Raw genomic sequence first — 18,626 nt, 5'->3', positions numbered from 1 at the left:
GAGGGTACGACCACTCCAGAACATTTAACCGGACAGGTAAATGACGTGCGTTAATGGAATAAATATATGAAACCAAAACCATATCCTATGAACGACGAAAGTTATATCAAACCATTTTTAAAATGGGCTGGCGGGAAACGCCGGCTTCTTCCTGAAATCCGCAAGAGATTGCCGGAAGACATAAAGGACTGCTTGTACTGTGAGCCATTTATCGGCGGCGGTGCGGTATTGTTGGATCTGCAACCGAAAAGGGCCATTATCAATGACTGCAACTGTGAGTTGATCAACTGTTTCCAGATGGTGAAACAGAGTCCGGAAAAGCTGGTTAAGGAGTTAGAGACATACGAAAACACCCCGGAGTTCTTTTACTCAATTCGCTCACTGGACCAGCAACCGGGACTTCATGCGCTTACCGACATCCAACGGGCGGCACGCATCATCTACCTGAACCGAACCTGTTTCAACGGTTTGTACAGAGTAAACAGTCAGGGATATTTCAACACACCGTTCGGACAGTACAAACATCCGGTTATCGCCAACAAGCCGGTGATAATGGCTGTCAGCGAATATCTCAACACTGCAAACGTGAAGATTGTCTGCGGAGATTATTCCATCGTCCTGAAGCAGCTGCCTTCAGATGCGTTTGTCTATCTGGATCCTCCATCCCATCACGGCAAGTTCATCGTTCACCTCCTATACCCCTAAAGGATGGAACGAGGAAGACCAGCTTCGTCTTAGGGACGCTTGCAGGTCTTTGGATAAAAGAGGTATCCGTTTTCTGATGTCCAACTCTTCGGCACAGTTTATCAAGGAAATTTATCAGGATTTCACCGTCCATGTGGTCAAAGCGACACGATCCATCAACAGTAAAGGCTCCGGTCGTAGCGGTATAGACGAACTGCTGATATGCAACTACACTGTCTGAGGCAGGCTTGTATAGGAATAGCCTGTCCTTTCAATGAAAGGCATCTGATTCATTCTGTGCGAATAAGGAGTTTGGGCAAAATCCCCACAGCTGGTTATATTTCTCCAAACACACCGCACATGTAGTCTGGCTGTGAGATTTTGGCAACAAGGTCTCTTTTGCCTGCAAAAAGGATATACTTTTGCGTAAATACCAAGAAATGATTGGAATATTTATCAGGAATTTATAATTTTGCAAAAAGAGTAAAATTATAGAAATTATGTCCAGGCTCAAACCAAACAGCCAATTCCTAAACGAACGGCCAGATATCGTCCTAACAAAAGGGAGTCCTTTTGGACAGGCCATTAATGCCATATTCAAGCAGGATGCTGTTGCAGAGTCTTTTCATTGCCTATTTACGGACGTGGTTTGCATCCCGAACGGTTTTATTGAAAAGGTGGCTGAATCGGACACAGAGCTATTCCTTTCCAACGCTTTCGAATGCCCGTTGACAGAAAGACAATCTGACGGGTATATCCAGTCTATCAGCAGACTGAACGAATACATACAACCGCTTGCCGGACAGTTCATGAATGATGTCTATTTCGACAGCGTACGCTACGAGCATAATTCCCTACAATATCTTGCGAGCCACCCGTTCGTACGCAAGGCGATAATGGAGGCCGTTGCTGCGTACTTGCGTTGTTTTTTCCCTTTTGAAGTACAGATCAACATTGAGTCAGGACACAAGAAGAAAGGGAATGCGGGATTCTATATCTCCCAGAAAAGGGACAAGGTGGGAATCTATCGGTCTGACTGGTTCTATATGCCTGTTCCGGAAATAAGGGACTATATCGGAGCGACCGTACAGCACCATACACGGCTTCTGCCGGACAACCGGTTTTGCAACGTGGTCAAGTCTGCCGGTGTCGGGACTGTGGACCTGGTGGAATACCGAACGCATTCCAGCGTATACCGGTTCTGTGAGACAAACATGGTCAGCCAACAGTTCGACAATGGATGTTCCCGCTGTTTTGAAGGACTGACAGAGTACAAGGCCACCAAACAAGCCGACCAATTGATAGAGCGGTTCAAATGCAATGCAGTGAAAATGTCCCTGAAAATGGATAACAGCAAACTCATTTGCAAGTACCTTGCTCCCCCTTATGCGGATGTGCAGGTCGTTCTGAGCGGCAACGGGTTCACCCTATACCCTATCTGCTGGTATCAGGATGCGGATGCGGAAACAAAGGCACGTATTTTGTCATACATAAACAAGAAATTAACCAAATACGGAAGGACATTGCCTTTCCAAAAGAAATTGACTTATGAGCCCAAAAACTAAAACTATCATTCTGGAAATACTGTATTTCCCGTTCAGGGTATTACTGTTGTGCTGGTTGGCTATCACATGGATTATCCTGTTCCTGGACATGATACTTCCAACTGTTAAAGGCAGCAAAGCCGAAAGGGATCCCTACAACGAGGGCAGATACCGTTCCTACAACCGGTCTGCTGTACGTCGATTGTACTACCGACGGAGATTCTTCAAACGCAAGAATCCTGAACTGTTCATGGATTGAATCAAGCTGTTTCATGCAACAGTAGTTAATACTTCTAAATCTTTCGCCTGATTTGTAGTCGGTTAGGTTCATTTTGTGAAATATGTGAACCATTTCTCCTTATCTTTGTCCCTAGGAAGGAGATTAAAATATGCCTGAAGAAATTAAACAACTAAAAGCCTGGTTTCAGGCATATGAATTAAGATTTAACGAAATAAGATTAAGCAATTACGAATATATATTTGACTTGCGTAAATTTATTGAAGTACAGGTAAATTCAGTTAAAAGGAATTGGAGTAACCCTACATTTGAACCTGATATTCGTAGCCTGTATAGGCTCAAAAAGGTATTAGAGGAAAATGACAGTCCTGATAATGAGTATTAAAGTATAATTAAAATGGCCGGTAAAGATATCCTTATCGGCCATTTTAATTATCTTGCTAAGGATGGTGGAGTCTTTATTCGTTATTTATGTTCTCAGAAAGCAGAGGCAGTCAACCTTAAAAAAGCCCCCTAAAATACGGAGGGCACTGAAAAAGTCCTTTCAAAGGATAACAGACTAATATAATCGGCATATACCCAACAAATATTTTGGTTATATGCCGATTTTTTGTACCTTTTTCAGTATAAAACACATACATATGCTACCAACTCAACAGACGATACAGTTCAGCAATTACAGTGATTTATATGATTTGATAGTCCCTCACGAAAATATTCTGCGCAGGATTAATGACCTTGTGGACTTCTCTTTCATTCAAAAAGAACTTATGGATAAATACAGCCATGACAATGGCCGTATGGCTGAAAGTCCTGTAATGATGTTCAAATATCTCCTGTTGAAGACTATTTATGATATATCCGATGTTGACGTTGTAGAGAGATCCCGTTATGATATGTCATTCAAGTATTTTCTTGGGATGAGTCCTGAAAACACGGATTTGATAAATCCCAGTTCACTGTGCAAGTTCCGTAAACTTAGACTAAAAGACAAGAATCTGCTGAATCTGCTGATTGGCAAAACTGTTGAAATTGCGATTGAGAAAGGAATAATCAAATCCCGTACTATAATCGTTGACGCCACCCATACAGGTTCGAGAAGCAATCCTTATTCCCCGGTTGATATATTGCGGCTTCGCTCGAAGCAATTGCGCAAATGCCTGTATGAATCGGACGAGGCAATCAAGAATACACTCCCTGAAAAGAACCCCGATGATGATTTGGAACACGAATTAGACTACACCAAAGATTTGCTGAATGTCGTATCTTCCAATCAGATGCTTGCAGAAGTTCCTAAAATCAAAGAGCGTCTCAACATGCTTAAGGAAGTACTTTCGGATATTGAGGATCATTATGTAACGTCCAAAGATAAGGATGCCAGAGTCGGCCATAAAAGCAAGGAATCCTCATTCTTCAGATACAAGACCCATATCGCAATGAGCGATGAACGTATTATAACGGCAGCAACAGTCACCTCCGGGGAGAAAGGAGACGGTCCGCAGCTTCAGGAACTTGTAGAACAAAGCCACGCTAACGGCATGGCCGTTGACACCATAGTCGGCGATACTGCATATTCGGGCAAAGACAACATCATACTTTCAAATGACAAAGAAAATGGTTTTGATCTGGTTGCCAAGTTAAATCCGACAATCAGCAATGGCACACGTAAGGAAGAAGGCCGGTTTGACTATAACAAGGATGCCGGAATGTTCGTATGTCCGGTAGGGCATATGGCAATAAGAAAAGCCCGGCAGGGAAAGAACCAGGCTCTGGTTTTCTTTTTTGATATTGAGAAATGCAGAACCTGTTCCAAGCGAAACGGGTGTTATAAAGAAGGTGCCAAAAGCAAGTCTTATGCCGTGCAGATTAAATCAGAGGAGCATCAGCGGCAAGCTGACTTTGAAAAGACGGAGGAGTTTAAAGCAAAGGCAAAAGTCAGATACAAGATAGAGGCAAAAAACGCAGAATTGAAGAATGTATTTGGATACGACCGCGCAGACCCGTATGGACTTGATTGTATGCGTATGCAAGGGGCAATGGTGATTTTTGCCGCAAATATAAAAAGAATCCTCCGATTGAGTTGAGGACAGCCCTTTATTATCCCAAAATAAGACTGTCACAGTTGTTTAGAGTCAATACAGGACCATATAACCGACCGACCAATCAATAAAAATTAGAGTTCGTCAAAACCTCGGATAAGGAATTGGCGAACTCTATTTTTTAGGTACTCTGTCGGGGACTGAATAGTGATGACTTTTTCAGTGCCCTCAACCACACCGGTGGTATTTTATCACCGACTGGAGCAGACAAATAAGCAACCGTCCCCGTTTCCCTATTTGCTGTGTCACCGATCCAAAGCATATCGCCGGCGATATGATGGCAACTGCTACCAAGTAATGACGGCTTCCGGTGATCCGTTAACGCCAAAGCATTTCCGCCATCCTTCACCGTCTTCTGTTTTACCAATGCCACAACCAGTTCCATTCCATACAGGCTCATGTCATCCGCTCAATACACTATCGCATAATAAAAGGGAACAGTCGATCCAATGAATAACGATCCGTATCATTTATTTCATTGGGAGAATAAATAGAATACAAATAATTATTCTTGATTAAATATACGAAATTACAATCTAAAGACAAATCTTGTAATAACAACTTATTTCCTTGTTTTGCCCATTTCCCTAAAGACAAATAAATCTTAGTTTTACCAACCAAATAATAAATCCGATAAGAAAAAGCTATATCCAAATCAATATGAACACATCCATTCTTATAATCTCCCAACTGCAATGGTATTTGATTTAAATTCAGGGCATTCAAATAAGAATTATTTTTCCTTATTTTTCTCTGACATTCTTTTTTCATATCCAACATTGAATAATTTTCAGAATAGTTAGACTTTCCCCGGTCAATAAAACATTTATTCTTCATAAAGTAATATCCTTTATTAACAAAAAGTTCCTTGCCCACTTTAGTCATCACCAAATCACATCCAGTCCGAATATCTTTAAATATGATCTTGTCTTCCTCAAATTCAATGACTCCAAAAGACAAAAACAAGATATACCTATCACAATCCCCATTTTCAACAATTGTAATATAATATTCATTTTTCTTATCAAATATCTCCAAATAACAAGATATGTCGATTTTCGGAAAAGGATTTTCTAATTCAAATTGACTAACAAGATAACGATCCATTCTTCAAAACTTAAAATTCAATTTAATAAAACCACATTGATTTAATTTTTCCTTGCAAACTATATGACTGGGGATAATATCCATATTGTTTTGCTATATTCATCACACTATTCGCCATTTGATATCGACCTGCATTCATATAAACTTGTGCCGTATATCTATAAGCGACACTTTCTGAAAAAGATTTAACATACTTACTCTTAAAAAAATGAGCATGATAAGAATGAGTTAATTCATGTCCAGCAACAGCTCTAAAGTCAACAATATCTCCCATCACATATTTATGAGAGATATGGATAGTACTCTTCCCTGTTGTATATCGATCTATATAACCAGACATTTTCACCCCCCTTACATCTACAAATTCTCCATTCTGAGACATGCCTATATTTCTCCCCGCTTTCGTTGTAATCTCTTTTATACCAAGATCTCCTTCCTTTATATTAAATTCCTCCAAATATCGACTTTTTAATATATCATCATTTACATCAGCAGAGATACTTGAATTATAATTTTCCGCTTGCTTCATAACATTTCCATCTGCCGATGTGCCAATAACAAATCCAGAGGTATTACGCCCATCCCAAAAACTATATCCTTTCGCCATATCCGAAAAACCACGGATCAACCCTCCAGAAACACCACCAAAAGCAGCAGCAAGACCTCCTCCTATCAGTCCCGCCTTCAAGCCTGCACCAAAACCAGCACCAGACAACCAGGCATTTCCAGAACAACCGACAAAACCTCCACTGAAACCACCAGCCAAACCAGAAAGGCTACCATTGATAAAACCTCCAGCTGTTATCGATCCGGCCACAGCACCTCCGGCCCAAGCACCAGCAGCACCCGATGCAGCACCGACAAACAGTCCCTTCAACATATCACCAGCCAATCCCCAGCCACCCTTGTCACTGGAAACCATTGCTGTACCCATACCGATCCAACCACCAATAATAGCTGCTACAAGTATAAAGCTTTCCCCATTAGGATCTTTATACGACAACGGATTATTCAACGCATACGAATATCCATTATAAGACTGTGTAAACTCCGGAATCTGGATAACTGGATCCGGACTTAGAAAACGTCCTAACACAGGATCATACAAACGCGCATTCATGTTGATCAAGCCGAACATTTCCAGATGTTCATGTCCTGTGAAACCACGATCGAACTTCATCTCCGGTAAATCGGAATAATTATCCCAATTCGTAGCATCGCGCCTAAGCCCCCAAGCATTAAAATTCAGTCGCTGCACTTCGTTTCCGGAAGCATTGGTTATCAACCAGGGAGATCCCAGGTGGTCGTTATGGAAATAATACATTCCGGCATCGGACGTTCCTTCCGTATAAACAGCCACAATCTGTCCATCGCCGTAAATATAGTAATTTTTACGGGTCGTCCCGCCTTTTTGGATTTCTTCATAGGGTCCACAGTAATATTTGGTAAATACGGTCGAACCATTCTGTACAAATTGGCTTTTCACACGACTATTCTCACCATTATAGGTCAGCGTATAAGTCTTATCCCCTTCGGAAAGTCGTACCGGCAAGCGGACACTGTTATAAGTCACGGATAAATCCAATTTCGGTAACACTTCATTGGAAGTGGGAGAAAGGCTGCTGATCGCATGCGGATGGGAAGCCTCATACTGATAGGTTCCGGCATCTGCCTTGAACAGGATATTGCCATTCTCATCATACTCAACCCCTGTTGTTAAACGGTTCATACTGTCGTAAGTAAAATTCTCGCTTTGGGAAGAGCTTTGCTCGTTGCGATTCATTATATTACCACGAGCATCTATATTTTGATAGCCGATATTCAATAAAGATGTCGTCTCCTTTGTAGCCTTTATTGATGTAGGAACCCCTATCGTATTATAAGCATAAATCCCTTGCATACCATTTCCCAGGGCAGTTGTCAGAACCTGACCTTTGGCATTTTCGTCATTTTTTTGCCAAACCGTTGTTTGGCTCGGCTGCCAGATTATTTTATACAAATCGCCATTGACATATTCGTATTTTATCGACTTCGAATTCGGGTAGGTCGTTGTTTCCAATTGTCCTTTACTATTGTAAACGTATGAAAACTGGAAAGAACGATTATCGACAGTCTCTATTTTAGAAGTTAACCGTCCGTAAGTACCATAGCGGAACTCTGTTTTGGCACCACCATAAGTGATCGAACCGACCTGTCCCTTATAAGTAGGGTCATATGCATAAGAAAAAGTTTCCGTCCCTCTTTTATACGACTGGAGCCGACCACTATTTTCATAAGTATACTCTTCAACCTCTCCGCGAGCATCCGTTTGCTTCTTCAGATTCCCCCAACCGTCATATTCATACAAGATAGTTCCGGCATTGGGGTCTACCAACTTCGTACGCCTGCCTAACAAATCATATTCCATTGAATAAACGGCCGAGCCGCAAACGACCTTGGCGACATCACCCGTAGGTCCATAAGTATAGGTTATTTTACCACCCGGATCGGTTACAGTCTTCAATTTACCACCGGCATCCGTTTCCCGAACAGTCGTATATCCTTTTGTTCCATCAACAATAGTCGTCTGGTTTCCTGAATAATTATATGAGATCGTACCTAATGGTGTTATCTGTTTGCTGATCCGGCCATAGTCGTCATATTGGCTTGTGTGGTATTGGACAGAAGATGATGCTCCACCGGAAAAATACGGTTCAGACACTTTGATGGCACGCCCTTGCGCATCATACGATGTTGTCGTGTACACCTCTTTACCGGAAAAGTTTTTATGACTCGTTTGGATTTCCCGTCCCATAGCGTCATACCAAGTCTTCACAACCTGACCGTCTCCCGTTGTTTCAGTACGCAAAACCATCGAGTTTGCAGGGCTGCCATTGCTCCAAGTCCAACCGGTAGATATGGAATTATCGGAAGCCGAACTTTGAGACATCGTTTTTATTTTTCCAAACCCGTCATAGGTATAAGAGGTTACATCCCCGTTTATATCTGTCTTGGAAGACAGTAACCCCGAGACAGGATCATAAACAGAAGTCGTAACCTGCCCTAACACATCCTTGTGCGTTTTTACGAACCGTCCGTTTTCATACGTATAAGATTCAGATCGAGATACATTTCCTACTGTCACAGTTTTAGTTAATACATTCCCAAATGTATCATAAGCATAAGTAGTTACCGATTTATAAGCAGCCTGATTCGGTTCGACTGTTTGCGTTTGCAACAACCCGTTTGTATTATTATACACATAATCGACTGTATTTGTTAACGAATTTCCTCCCACCGTGCTAGCACTCACACTTCTGGTCAACAAACCAATCATCCAGTCCGTCGTATTATTACTATAAGTATTCGTAACTTTCTGCACATCTCCATTCCCATAAGTAGCCGTCTGCATCAATACATTACCATATTTATCATAGGCATAATCCATTGAAACCGACTGAATCAGTTTGTTTGCGGTCGGCTCATAGATTTGCTCTTTGGATGATGTGGCCTGATAAGCAAAAGTTCCAAATACATCCTCCAATTTCACCAATGTATTCGTATAATCAGATTGCATCAATTTCCGATTTGTCGGGACATGCACCTTTTCCACATTTTTTATAGCAGCCTGACAATAGGTATCAGAAAATTCTTGTGTAATAGTTGTTTTTACCGAAGTACTTTGATCGTTCATGATCGTCTTCGTAAAGCCTAAAAAGCCACGTCCTCGTTTAAAGACTTTTGCATTTTCATAATTGTATGAAATCGTGTTCATTCCTCCGATACCGTTACTGACACTTACACTTGAAACCAGCTTAAATGGTGCAGTAAAAGACATACAGTCATAATCAGAAACATCGGCCGAGCCTCCAACTGGCAATGTTTTCGCATAGACGGAAGAATCGGCCATTTTTTTATAAGAGACAGTAGTCACATTACCATGTGAATCCGTTACAGTTTTCAACAAATTGGATAAATCGGCCTTCGGCATATACAATTGGTATCCTTTCCAGGTAAAAGGTGCTGAAACGACTAAAAATCCCAATTTGCCATCTCCTCTCGTGTCTATAGGATAAAAATTCCATTTGTCGGATCCATACGTGGTAACACTCGCATATTCCTTAAAGTTACGGCCATTATCATATCCGATAAAGCATTTGAGAGCGCTTAATTGATTTGATGTTTTATCAACCGCAAAAAAATCATCGCAACCATCGCCATTCAGATCACACACATATATATCCTTAGAATATGCCGCGAATTTTTTAGGGAAATAATATCTCTCAAATTCAGCCCCGGTCGACAACAGAGTCAACCATTCACTCCATTCCGTATTATTCCAACCAGTCAACAACAAATCGATTTTCCGGTCACCATTGAAATCTCCGAAGCAGATCTTGTGTTTTTTCGTTGGCAAGCTTCCGGTACGGGTTCGATACATAGAACCATTCCCGCTATTATCCAAGTAATCATAGCCATCATCCCGCAAATTCATAATCTCGGCCAGTCCGTCACCATCAAAATCCCAAACCTCGACTTGATCCCAATTCATCTCCGACAGGATTCGCCCGGTCGAAGTTGTTTTAAATGCAGTCATAGTTCCGGAAGAATAGCCTGACATATATATTTTATAATCTTCAGATCCGTTTTTACTTGTATAATAGATGAACAAGTCCATTGCTCCGTCACCATTAAAATCTGCAACCCGGACACTATGAGGACGAGATTCGGTAGTAATGGCAGGACCTGCCTTAAAACCACTTCCCGTTCCATAATAAATAAAATAATTATAGTAAGTGACAGAAGCAAGACTTACTTCAGAGTCACTCGATAATGAATCTCCTGAAACAGCAGGTATTTCTTCTTCATCAGCAAAACTTTTAGAAACGGTCTCCCGGCAAGCCAAAAAATCAGTAATTCCATCTCCATTAAAATCACCTGCTACCGGTTCTTTATATCTTTCCGGAAGAGTCCCGCTTCCGAAATAAGATAATTTATTTCCATCCGTATCTGCACAAAACAATTTCCAACCAGTCCAATCGGCATCCTCCATAGGCGTAGCCAAAAGATCTGTCCTCCCATCGCCATTGTAATCCCCTAAAGAGATATAAGCTTTGTTTATATAGTTCTGAGCATTAGTCGATTGATCATGAATAACCTCTTCATGTGTATAATCCGTATTCTTATACCAATCGAACACAATCGGTTTCAGGACTTCATTATTAAGGCCAGTCACTGTTATTTTAGATAAAAGATAGGTGAAATCATTTCCATCATAATTATAAGTCATGGAGTATTTACGATATAACGATGCACCATAATAAACACCGATTTCACTTAACAGTTTGCTTTCTTTAAATTTGCTACCCTGAATATAATTCAAATTAACATCATAGTTCCGGCTTGTATAAACAAATTTAACTGTACAATAAGGCATACTGCCTGCATTTCCGGTATAATCAATCTGTTTCAAACGAATTTCTCCATTCGTTTCATCTTTATCGTAAGTATATGTGTAGTAATTACCGACACGATCCCTCACCTTGCTTAACATCCAGAACGCAACCTGATCCGTGTGAGGAGATTGTGCACATAATCGGGAATCCGTAGTATTCCCATATTCCATAATCAAACCATCTTTTGTCCGCACTTCAAAATGAGCAGAAGATGTATTCGGTGAAAATATCTTTATTTGTGAATAAGGATTTATCTCTGTCCTGTATTGCTGTGTCATCCCGTCATATATCAAACGATTTCCATCGAGCATATATTTGTCCGTATCATCAAACTCTATATCGCTAATATATCCACTATGAAATACAGTCGAATTAACCCTTGTGATGGAAGAGATAGCCGAAAGAGAAAAACCCTTTCCCATAACTCCATCTCCGGAAAAACTATTATAGACAATAGATACATCAGGTTTAACTCCTGCCGTACCAGAAGGTAAATCAACCGGAATATTGTAGGTAGCATTGCCGACAGGACCAATATCGAAAGAACCGGAGATATTCGATGTATTCTGAGACATCCCACATACAGAAACGACCCAAAATAACAGTATGCATATTATATGTTTATTCATAATTTATATCAATCTTTTATTGAACAGCCTGTGTCTGCCTCAAAATTCTATTTCCTGCCGCATCATAAGAAAATTTAAAGATCAAAGGTTCTTCTTTCTCATTAATACTAAGAATTCCCCCTTGAACCACTTCAAACGCTCCATAAAGAACCACATAGTCTGGAGCCGTAAGCGTTAAATTTCCCACATCAGAAACCGTCACACCACGCACGATAAGAGAATCACAACCTGCTATGGTACGCGAAGATGAGACTGTTTGATTTTCAAACACACTCACGCATGAACGAGCAGAATAAACTCGTGTGGTATCTTCCGGTTCCACTGCCTCTATCGAATTTGAAAAACAAAACAGTAAAAACAATAAAAAACAGGCATTGATAAATATATTTTTCTTCATACCGATCTTACATTATTATTCAAAGTCAATCGTTCTAATTAATAAACTTTTTCAATATATCAGCTTTCTTATTGTCAACAAAAAGCGTATAGACGAATGTCCCAAGCCCTATCTCCGACGGATTGATTTCAACAATGCTGTTGTTGCCAGTCAAGACGACTTTTTTCAACAATTTCCCAGAAATATCAAAGATTTTCAGATCGGCGGTATTATAAGTTGACGGCAATGCATAAGAAACGGAAGCACCTGCCCTGTTAAATAGTTTCGCTCCCTCGACCACGCTCACCTCTTCATTGGATGTGGACCGAAACATGGATTTTGTTTCAGCCGGTAAAAGACTTTGCAGTGTTTCGATCTCTTTCTGCTGATCTTGAATAGTTTGTTGCATTTGCTTTAAGCTTTCCACTATCAGGGGAATAAAGCCGGTATAGTCAATCGACATGATTCCTTTTTCGTTTGTTTGAACCAGTTCAGGTAAAACCTTTTGGATATCCTGAGCAAGAAAACCGATCCGCCTACGGTTGGCTTCCGCAGCTTCCCGTTGATCTATTTCTTGTTGGAGACGCTGATATTCTACATCCTTTGCTGTCACAGCAGTATTATCAGTTGAAGAAGTAGCACCAGATATTGATATCTCAGAGTTTGACGTTCCTGAAAATACAGCCTCTTCGGGTTCACGGGCTTCCTGAATTTCAGACAAACGATAAGTATAAGATACCCCATCTATTTGAGAAAGTGTTCCCAATGGATCTTCTATCGATTGAATATTATCCTTTAACCGGACATCCGAAGTGATGTTGACACCGTTCACCACAAGGTTTGTATTAAAAACGAAATTACTATTTGAAGCAGGATTGTAATAAGCTATCACCTTATTGGCATAACCGGTAGCTGTCAGAAAAACACCTAATTTCCCATGTAACCAAAGCTGATCGCTATCTGTCGTTCCATACTCGCCAAGAAAAACATTTAAAGACTGATTCTGATATCTTCCGAAATCACCAAAAGGCATTTTTGCACCAGCATGCATATCCCCATATTTTCCCAACACTTGAAAAGTCATAATATTGTCATAATCTTGATTCGGCATAAATGTCCCCGCCTGCACACGTCCATCCGACAGAACCCGTAACTGGGCATTAACATTGGTAAATAAACTTGCTAAAATCAAACACGAAAAAATTTTTATTGCCTTCATAACTTTCCTAATTAATATTAACACTCTCTTTGTCATTATATCATTTAGATTCAATCGAATCACAAACCTCGCCCCAATACCATTTACCTGTATTTGAATCATACACCCATTTACCACCGCTTCTACTGTGATTACTTTCGCCACCAATTATGACATTCATCTCTGATTTAGATAACTTTTTTAATTTACTCATCTCTTTTTAGTATTAAAATTTATGCAAATGACAACTTAAAGTAAGAACAGCAACATAATAAAAACATCATATTTTTCATAATACACGTATTTTTTATGGCTTTGTCGAACTAAGAACAACAATTATTATGAACCGAACAATACTCATATCCGCTATCGGAATGCTAACACTAACCCGTTGGCGGAATTAAATTGATAAAATATTCATGTATAAAAAGTTGTGCATACTTCTGGTATTTAGAAAATTAAAGGTTACCAAACTTTTAATAGACAAATATTATACGCAATATTCGCAAAATTTCTAAACATATGCAAGCAAGTAGCCGGTAATTTAGTCAATGAATTAGGTAATGTGCCAAGAAGAGGGGTGGTTCCAAGATTCTCAGACCTGAAATGGTGGCATTGAATATGACATCGGAAGCTGTTGGCATTGACAGTGAGTCATTGTTGTTTGCAAAGTTGCAGGAACATAAGTTTGAGATTCCCAATCTTATATCCCGCAGACTATACAATGACAGGCGTAAAATCACTTCATCCCTATGCAATACAATCCGTGAAAGAATGGCCAAAGAAATCGACGGAGACGAAGATTGTTTCTGCATTGACTCTAAGCCGATAGAAGTATGCCGTTTTTCCCGTTCCAAGCATTGTAGTATGGGGAAGAAGAATTTTGAGAAAGCACCGTCAATCGGATACTGCGCATCACAAGGAGTATATTATTACGGATATAAACTCCACGCGGTCCGCGGATTAAGTGGAGTCATCCATTCCTTTGACCTTACCAAGGCAAGTGTGCATGACATTCATTACCTGAAATAATTGAACCTGTTACTATATGGCAACCATTTGTTATCACGAATGTTAAAGTACGTTCTAATCCAGTAGATTTTAGACTGTTATGTTTTGATTTTAAAAATAATAACCTATTTTTGCAAGTACATAATCATTAACCAAATATAAAATATGAAAAAAGCGGATTTAATTAAGGGCATCGCCCAAAAAGCTGGTATTACAAACGAACAGGCACAAAATGCCTTGGAAGCAACACTTGATCTTATCAAACAATCTGTAGTGGAGCAAGAAGACAGAATCACATTGCATGGATTCGGAACATTCGCTCCGAGCGTGCGTAAAGCCCGTACAGGTATTAATCTTGCAACAAAAGAAAAGGTTGAAATCCCGGAATGCAAAGTTGTTAAGTTCAAAGCAAGCAAAGACGCTTGGTTCTAAGAACTGGCTTCGCCTTTTTCCGGAAGGATGACTTTCAATGTTCATCAGCTTAAGCTGAAACCGACTGTGGAAACCCATCCATTTCATAATAGTAGATTTTTAATTTTGTAACCATATAGCTGCATTCATAGTGGCTATATGGTTTTTTAAAATGGACATGTATGAAAAAGAAATACCAAATCCTTAGCATGGCACTTTTGCTATCCGATTCCTTATTCGCCCACAGCAATATTTCAAACGCTCATATGGGAATGATAGACATAGCCGATAAAGTGCATGATTCTACTCCGTTCAAAGGTAAGATAAACAAGGTATACAAAGCGGTGGAAGATGGAGATTTCCTTAAGGCAAAAAACCTAATGAAGGAAATAAGCCAAAAGGATCACTGGGAATTATATCCAGTGTATGAACTTGCCGACTGCTATCTGCGTACACAAACATCAACCGGTGAATACAGCCCTACCACTGCATACCGTAACCTTCTGAAGATTACCTCCAGAGGAGAAAGACTGACAGAAGCCGATGCTTATCTGTTTGATTTTGGATTGTCTATCAGCAAAATACTGGAACGTATCGAGCACTGCATGTATGATGATGCTGCCAAAGAGAACACCCTGCAGTCTCTTGACAGCTTTATCCGGGAAATAAAGAATGACAACCTCCGGCAGAAAGCAGAGACCCTACGACGCGAAGCCGCATACACTGCCCTGCAGGACGAGCTAGACGTGTATAACTGTGAGAAGTTCCTCGAACGGTACCCGACCGGGAAATACACCAATGAGGTAAAGGACATCCGCGACAGGCTGGCATATGAATCAATTGGCGAAAACATCGTCCAGCTGCAGGAGTATGTGAAGAAATACCCGAACTCCAAATATGTTCCGGATGCGAAGGTGCGGATCGAGCAGTTCAACCTACCCGTATTCACAGTATCACAAGCCAAACAGATTGCAAGTGCACAGCTACCTGGCAAGAAGATACTGGAGGTTTTCCCTTTCTCGAATTCAGCAAGGGGAAACGACCAAATTATCTGCGTGGCGAACTGTATGAATGACGATCAACAGGTGGACGCAAACGGCACATTTATGGTACTGATGCACCTGAAGGACATCAACGCGATGAAATACCTGACATTTACCTGCGACGGCAACACTAATCTGCGTTCGCATTCCATAGACGTCGTGGACAAACAACGAATCGGAGAGACAACGTATATCATCCTCTGCTACCGGAATTTCTCTTACGGTGCTGAATGCCGGGATTGCGTCGAACGGGTTTACGCCATTTACAATCCGGACAACATGACCTTACACAAGGTGGTGTATTCAGGAAAGGATTCCTTTGCCCCGGACGGGACACTGCATAGAATCGAAGGTGAATGGCTCCCCATGGAGGACAACACCTACACACAATGGCTCAAGAACTATGCGGAAAAGCAGCTAAAGCCATACGTTAAATAACAGATTCTATCTGTTTGGAAATCAGCAGACATATTTCATTCTAAAATCTTTCTTTTGTTCACCGGGCCGCCAGATCTTGCCATCTGACGGCCTTTTCAATTGTCCTTCCGACAAAGACGGCGGCTACCGGTGTCAGGCCGGCATCACGAAGCAGGGAGGCAACACTCAGAACGGTCATTCCGGTAGTAAGCAGGTCATCCAACAGGACAATCTTTTTCCCCTTCAGCATACGTTTGTCAAGCATAAAGTCTTCCGTTCCCATGGGACGGCGTCTGCCGGTGAGATGAACGGGTTCCCGCGAGACTGGGATCAACGTACCAAACCCATCGGTCCAGTTCATACGTGTGCTCAAATCACTGCTCAATCGCCGGTAACGGATCTCTGTCCGTTACCAATTACTCGCCGGCATACACAACAGCGTGTAACCACCCTTTTCAAGGCCGAGCCGCTCAAACAACGCACAAATTTCATTTTCCAAACCGGGCACATACTCACCTCTTTTAAAATTATACAGCTTCTCTCCTATCATTCGATCTTCCTCCAACAGCTGACGATCCTTGGGCAGATAGGGATACAAATAAGCCATCGTAATGCCAAACAGATGAAAGGGTTTTCCCGGAGGATAACAGCACTCGGTAGTGAACAACGCAATACGACGCTCAAGAAGGTCATCCAAATGACAACCACAAGCGACCGACTCCAGCAACAAGGCGTCAAGCGACTCATTTTTGAGCGTTCGACGCTCAAAAATCCAACGCACAGCCTTCTCAAGAGCCTTCCGGGCACGAAGTTCCTTGCCCGCATTATTCCACATCCGCAAACGGTACACAACTCCGGCGAACGCAATTCCGAAGCAGAATCCTGTTATCGCAACAATCCACATATCTTAAACCCTTGCTTTAAATAAACGACATCTTTCCTCTTACTTACAGGATTTTGACTCAGACATGTTCCGGAGCTAACCAAATTGTCCGGCACAAATACCTGCATCTTGTTGGCAATAGCGGACTCAAACATCGTGTCGGACTGACCTTCAGACAACGTATAATAGGTAATCACATTCGGGGAAAACCCGGCAACATGAAGCAATGTCTTAATCACGACTGGCTTGGACTGCTTGACACCGGGAGGATTGACTGTCACAAGCAACCCGTCCGCTTCCATGACATCACATAGTATGTCCGCATAGAGATTGTCGGCATCCAGCAGAAATCCGTCCAGACCGCCTGGCAACAACAATACAGGAATGATACCACAGTTCATACAATGCCGTACCAGCTTCCTGCACATAAAGTTAGTTACAGGTATCAGAGGTAACGCTCCGATATCTTTCAGCCCCTGTATAATACCTTCTGTCAGACTTTCGTCATTTTCAGAGAATGCCTGAGAGACTACCATAGAGAGGCGGATCTTTAGCAGCAAATCCACATTACCCTTACAAAACAGATACGGGGGATGGATAACATGATGCTTGATATCCAAAAGCGAAAAGAAACCATTTGGATACACCTTGTCAAAAGGACTCACACAACCGCACTCCAACATATCCAGCATATCAAATGCAGTCTTGACATCTTCCGCAGCATCCATCACTCTCTTCCGGGTCACTTTCGCCAGCTTGGGGATTCCGGCTTCCTTGCTATACCAGACAAGCATATCTGCCACGGCTGAAGCTTTCCTGAAATCAAGATTCCCCTTCAAGGCAAATGCCTCAAAGTCTGTCAAGGCGCCTTTTTTCTCCAAACCCAACAACCTCAATAAATATTGCTGTTTGATATTCATTTTCATAGCTATGTCCTTTGGTTTTATTCTCTCATGCAAAATAAATCTAAAAACAAGAATTATCCAAAAGATAATTTGCTCATTTAACACATTGAACGTAACTTTGTTATAGAATAACGATAAATTATATTTTATATGACAAAAGCAGAAATTGTAAAGTCTATCAGCGAAAGCACTGGAGTTGACAAACAAGCCTCAATGGCCGTGGTTGAATCATTCATGGAAATCGTCAAAGAATCACTAGCAAAGGATGAAAATGTTTATCTGCGCGGCTTCGGTTCATTCATCTGTAAGGAGAGAAAAACCAAAACAGCACGCAATATATCCAAGAACACAACCATTATCATTCCCGCACACAAAATACCGGCTTTCAAACCGGCCAAGGAATTTGTCAAGACTATTTCGAAACTCGAACTCGACTAAGACTACAACATTAAGGTTACAAATAAGAAAGGGGGATTCATTCTTCCCTTATAGAACTTCGCATTTTAAAACTCCTAAATCTTCAGTTTAGGGGATGAAAAATGCGGTATAGCGCAGCTATCCTTGGTTTTCAATGTACTTCTTGATAGTTTTCTGACTGACATTTTGGACTGATGACACAAAGTAACCATCTGTCCAAAATGTGTTT

General features: G+C 41.1%; 19 protein-coding genes and 1 pseudogene. 10 read left to right on the top strand and 10 right to left on the bottom strand.

Translation table 11 applies throughout. The features are described 5' to 3' along the window. The first annotated feature begins 87 nt into the window (after positions 1 to 87). The 6 genes from KTG12_RS15850 to KTG12_RS15830 all read left to right on the top strand — a co-directional run bounded on the left by KTG12_RS15850 (position 88) and on the right by KTG12_RS15830 (position 4,550). A complete protein-coding gene (locus tag KTG12_RS15850; protein ID WP_253048620.1) occupies positions 88 to 705 on the top strand; it encodes a Dam family site-specific DNA-(adenine-N6)-methyltransferase in 618 nt (205 codons plus the stop codon). Then, entirely contained in the window at positions 644 to 925 is a 282-nt protein-coding gene (locus KTG12_RS21815; protein ID WP_253048617.1) for a DNA adenine methylase, read from the top strand. Before KTG12_RS15850 ends, KTG12_RS21815 begins: the two co-directional genes overlap by 62 nt. Before the next feature lie 259 nt (positions 926 to 1,184). Then, positions 1,185 to 2,249 (top strand): hypothetical protein, encoded by a 1,065-nt coding sequence (locus KTG12_RS15845; RefSeq protein WP_075967721.1) that lies wholly within the window; start codon positions 1,185 to 1,187, stop codon positions 2,247 to 2,249. Then, entirely contained in the window at positions 2,233 to 2,487 is a 255-nt protein-coding gene (locus KTG12_RS15840; RefSeq protein ID WP_075967720.1) for a hypothetical protein, read from the top strand. The genes KTG12_RS15845 and KTG12_RS15840 overlap by 17 nt, the downstream gene beginning before the upstream one ends. A gap of 130 nt (positions 2,488 to 2,617) precedes the next feature. Continuing rightward, positions 2,618 to 2,851 carry a hypothetical protein gene (locus KTG12_RS15835; RefSeq protein WP_075967719.1) on the top strand — a complete coding sequence of 78 codons (234 nt, stop codon included), beginning with the start codon at positions 2,618 to 2,620 and terminating at the stop codon, positions 2,849 to 2,851. Between the two features lie 256 nt (positions 2,852 to 3,107). Further along, on the top strand, positions 3,108 to 4,550 hold the full coding sequence (locus tag KTG12_RS15830) for an IS1182 family transposase (protein ID WP_075967705.1): 1,443 nt from the start codon (positions 3,108 to 3,110) through the stop codon (positions 4,548 to 4,550). 136 nt (positions 4,551 to 4,686) lie between these two features. On the opposite strand, the gene KTG12_RS21810 is transcribed toward KTG12_RS15830, so the two are convergent. Genes KTG12_RS21810 through KTG12_RS15800 form a run of 6 tightly spaced genes read right to left on the bottom strand, consistent with a single transcriptional unit; the run spans position 4,687 to position 13,524 of the window. Beyond that, on the bottom strand, positions 4,687 to 4,965 hold the full coding sequence (locus tag KTG12_RS21810) for a hypothetical protein (protein WP_087880710.1): 279 nt from the start codon (positions 4,963 to 4,965) through the stop codon (positions 4,687 to 4,689). A gap of 17 nt (positions 4,966 to 4,982) precedes the next feature. Then, positions 4,983 to 5,672, bottom strand: coding sequence for a hypothetical protein (locus KTG12_RS15820; RefSeq protein ID WP_122298658.1), 690 nt, complete (start codon positions 5,670 to 5,672; stop codon positions 4,983 to 4,985). A 22-nt stretch (positions 5,673 to 5,694) separates the two neighbouring features. Then, positions 5,695 to 11,736, bottom strand: a complete 6,042-nt coding sequence (locus tag KTG12_RS15815) for an FG-GAP-like repeat-containing protein (protein ID WP_216945473.1) — start codon at positions 11,734 to 11,736, stop codon at positions 5,695 to 5,697. Between the two features lie 16 nt (positions 11,737 to 11,752). Further along, the gene (locus KTG12_RS15810; protein WP_075967703.1) at positions 11,753 to 12,133 is read right to left on the bottom strand and encodes a hypothetical protein; all 381 of its coding nucleotides are present in this window, start codon (positions 12,131 to 12,133) and stop codon (positions 11,753 to 11,755) included. Positions 12,134 to 12,167: 34 nt separating this feature from the next. Beyond that, complete coding sequence (locus tag KTG12_RS15805; protein WP_216945472.1) at positions 12,168 to 13,331, bottom strand: tail fiber domain-containing protein; 1,164 nt, start codon at positions 13,329 to 13,331, stop codon at positions 12,168 to 12,170. A gap of 40 nt (positions 13,332 to 13,371) precedes the next feature. Further along, positions 13,372 to 13,524: a hypothetical protein gene (locus tag KTG12_RS15800; RefSeq protein ID WP_167369898.1), complete on the bottom strand. Its 153-nt coding sequence runs from the start codon at positions 13,522 to 13,524 to the stop codon at positions 13,372 to 13,374. A 205-nt stretch (positions 13,525 to 13,729) separates the two neighbouring features. On the opposite strand from KTG12_RS15800, the pseudogene KTG12_RS15795 reads away from it, so the two are divergent. The 3 genes and pseudogenes from KTG12_RS15795 to KTG12_RS15785 all read left to right on the top strand — a co-directional run. After that, positions 13,730 to 14,339: pseudogene (locus KTG12_RS15795) on the top strand (transposase); the annotation flags it as partial. Between the two features lie 147 nt (positions 14,340 to 14,486). Then, positions 14,487 to 14,753 (top strand): HU family DNA-binding protein, encoded by a 267-nt coding sequence (locus KTG12_RS15790; protein ID WP_075967702.1) that lies wholly within the window; start codon positions 14,487 to 14,489, stop codon positions 14,751 to 14,753. A 161-nt stretch (positions 14,754 to 14,914) separates the two neighbouring features. Continuing rightward, positions 14,915 to 16,213 carry a hypothetical protein gene (locus KTG12_RS15785; protein WP_139322632.1) on the top strand — a complete coding sequence of 433 codons (1,299 nt, stop codon included), beginning with the start codon at positions 14,915 to 14,917 and terminating at the stop codon, positions 16,211 to 16,213. Positions 16,214 to 16,271: 58 nt separating this feature from the next. Here KTG12_RS15785 and KTG12_RS15780 read toward each other — a convergent pair whose 3' ends face one another. The 3 genes from KTG12_RS15780 to KTG12_RS15770 are packed head-to-tail and all read right to left on the bottom strand — an operon-like array spanning position 16,272 to position 18,001. Further along, entirely contained in the window at positions 16,272 to 16,553 is a 282-nt protein-coding gene (locus tag KTG12_RS15780; RefSeq protein WP_122334225.1) for a phosphoribosyltransferase, read from the bottom strand. Positions 16,554 to 16,601: 48 nt separating this feature from the next. Next, the gene (locus KTG12_RS15775; protein ID WP_216945471.1) at positions 16,602 to 17,096 is read right to left on the bottom strand and encodes a hypothetical protein; all 495 of its coding nucleotides are present in this window, start codon (positions 17,094 to 17,096) and stop codon (positions 16,602 to 16,604) included. Further along, positions 17,078 to 18,001 carry a DNA-protecting protein DprA gene (locus tag KTG12_RS15770; RefSeq protein ID WP_216945470.1) on the bottom strand — a complete coding sequence of 308 codons (924 nt, stop codon included), beginning with the start codon at positions 17,999 to 18,001 and terminating at the stop codon, positions 17,078 to 17,080. Before KTG12_RS15770 ends, KTG12_RS15775 begins: the two co-directional genes overlap by 19 nt. Positions 18,002 to 18,130: 129 nt before the next feature. Between KTG12_RS15770 and KTG12_RS15765 the strand changes: the two genes are divergently transcribed. After that, positions 18,131 to 18,418: an HU family DNA-binding protein gene (locus KTG12_RS15765; protein WP_075967698.1), complete on the top strand. Its 288-nt coding sequence runs from the start codon at positions 18,131 to 18,133 to the stop codon at positions 18,416 to 18,418. 117 nt (positions 18,419 to 18,535) lie between these two features. Here the strand turns inward: KTG12_RS15765 and KTG12_RS15760 are convergent. Beyond that, positions 18,536 to 18,626, bottom strand: a 91-nt coding sequence (locus tag KTG12_RS15760; protein ID WP_216945478.1) for a transposase, incomplete at its 5' end; no start/stop codon positions are given.

Source organism: Parabacteroides sp. MSK.9.14 (assembly GCF_019041495.1).
Lineage (GTDB): Bacteria > Bacteroidota > Bacteroidia > Bacteroidales > Tannerellaceae > Parabacteroides > Parabacteroides merdae.
The sequence above is the reverse complement of the archived record's forward strand: the minus strand, read 5'-3'. Positions and strand labels throughout refer to the sequence as shown.

Excerpts from the sequence above, each read along its gene's own strand:
- KTG12_RS15850 (WP_253048620.1), top strand. The coding sequence starts at position 88 with ATGAACGACGAAAGTTATATCAAACCATTTTTAAAATGGGCTGGCGGG.
- KTG12_RS15845 (WP_075967721.1), top strand. The coding sequence starts at position 1,185 with ATGTCCAGGCTCAAACCAAACAGCCAATTCCTAAACGAACGGCCAGAT.
- KTG12_RS15840 (WP_075967720.1), top strand. The coding sequence starts at position 2,233 with ATGAGCCCAAAAACTAAAACTATCATTCTGGAAATACTGTATTTCCCG.
- KTG12_RS15835 (WP_075967719.1), top strand. The coding sequence starts at position 2,618 with ATGCCTGAAGAAATTAAACAACTAAAAGCCTGGTTTCAGGCATATGAA.
- KTG12_RS15830 (WP_075967705.1), top strand. The coding sequence starts at position 3,108 with ATGCTACCAACTCAACAGACGATACAGTTCAGCAATTACAGTGATTTA.
- KTG12_RS21810 (WP_087880710.1), bottom strand. The coding sequence starts at position 4,965 with ATGAGCCTGTATGGAATGGAACTGGTTGTGGCATTGGTAAAACAGAAG.
- KTG12_RS15820 (WP_122298658.1), bottom strand. The coding sequence starts at position 5,672 with ATGGATCGTTATCTTGTTAGTCAATTTGAATTAGAAAATCCTTTTCCG.
- KTG12_RS15815 (WP_216945473.1), bottom strand. The coding sequence starts at position 11,736 with ATGAATAAACATATAATATGCATACTGTTATTTTGGGTCGTTTCTGTA.
- KTG12_RS15810 (WP_075967703.1), bottom strand. The coding sequence starts at position 12,133 with ATGAAGAAAAATATATTTATCAATGCCTGTTTTTTATTGTTTTTACTG.
- KTG12_RS15805 (WP_216945472.1), bottom strand. The coding sequence starts at position 13,331 with ATGAAGGCAATAAAAATTTTTTCGTGTTTGATTTTAGCAAGTTTATTT.
- KTG12_RS15800 (WP_167369898.1), bottom strand. The coding sequence starts at position 13,524 with ATGAGTAAATTAAAAAAGTTATCTAAATCAGAGATGAATGTCATAATT.
- KTG12_RS15790 (WP_075967702.1), top strand. The coding sequence starts at position 14,487 with ATGAAAAAAGCGGATTTAATTAAGGGCATCGCCCAAAAAGCTGGTATT.
- KTG12_RS15785 (WP_139322632.1), top strand. The coding sequence starts at position 14,915 with ATGAAAAAGAAATACCAAATCCTTAGCATGGCACTTTTGCTATCCGAT.
- KTG12_RS15780 (WP_122334225.1), bottom strand. The coding sequence starts at position 16,553 with ATGAACTGGACCGATGGGTTTGGTACGTTGATCCCAGTCTCGCGGGAA.
- KTG12_RS15775 (WP_216945471.1), bottom strand. The coding sequence starts at position 17,096 with ATGTGGATTGTTGCGATAACAGGATTCTGCTTCGGAATTGCGTTCGCC.
- KTG12_RS15770 (WP_216945470.1), bottom strand. The coding sequence starts at position 18,001 with ATGAAAATGAATATCAAACAGCAATATTTATTGAGGTTGTTGGGTTTG.
- KTG12_RS15765 (WP_075967698.1), top strand. The coding sequence starts at position 18,131 with ATGACAAAAGCAGAAATTGTAAAGTCTATCAGCGAAAGCACTGGAGTT.